This window comes from Vibrio sp. 1069 (assembly GCF_033340555.1).
Genome location: NZ_JAWOWP010000312.1, coordinates 1 through 744 on the forward strand (window position 1 = coordinate 1; position 744 = coordinate 744).

The 744-nt window shown below is 51.7% G+C and carries 1 protein-coding gene; it reads right to left on the minus strand.

Features of this window, described 5'->3' with window-relative positions:
- Positions 1-744, minus strand: a 744-nt coding sequence (locus tag R7040_RS26215; RefSeq protein ID WP_318097544.1) for a phosphoenolpyruvate carboxylase, incomplete at both ends; no start/stop codon positions are given.

Sequence of the window (744 nt, forward strand, 5' to 3'; positions counted from 1 at the left end):
TGCGCCGCCGCGACCAACGGTGCCGCCACGACCATGGAACAGCGTCAGCTCAACACCTTCGTCTTCTGCCACTTTAACTAGAGATTCCATAGCATGGTACTGAGCCCAGCCTGCCGACATGACACCCGCATCTTTTGCTGAATCAGAGTAGCCGATCATGACCATTTGGTGGTTTTGAATAAAGCCACGGTAAAGGTCGATGCTCATTAGCTGCTTAATGACCGATTCCGCATTGTTCAAGTCGTCTAGAGTTTCGAACAGAGGACAAACATCCATACGGTAAGGGCAGCCCGCTTCTTGCAGTAATAGGTGCACAGCGAGTACGTCTGAGGCGGTACGAGCCATTGAGATGACGTAAGCACCGAACGCTTCGCGCGGTTGCAGAGCGATGATCTTACAGGTGTCTAAAACCTCTTTGACAGGCTCTGATGGTTCCCAATCGCGTGGCAGTAGCGGACGTTTAGACGCAAGTTCATTGGTGAGGAAAGCAATTTTATCTTGCTCGCTCCACTGTTCGTAATCACCAATGCCGAGGTATCGAGTCAGCTCAGAGAGTACATCTGCGTGGCGCGTACTTTCCTGGCGGATATCAAGACGAACTAGGTGAACGCCAAATGCTTTCACACGACGCAGCGTATCTAGCAACGAGCCGTCAGCGATGACGCCCATGCCGCACTCATGCAGTGATTGGTAACACGCGTACAGAGGATCCCAAAGCTGTTCAACTTTTTGTAGCGGTGCTTT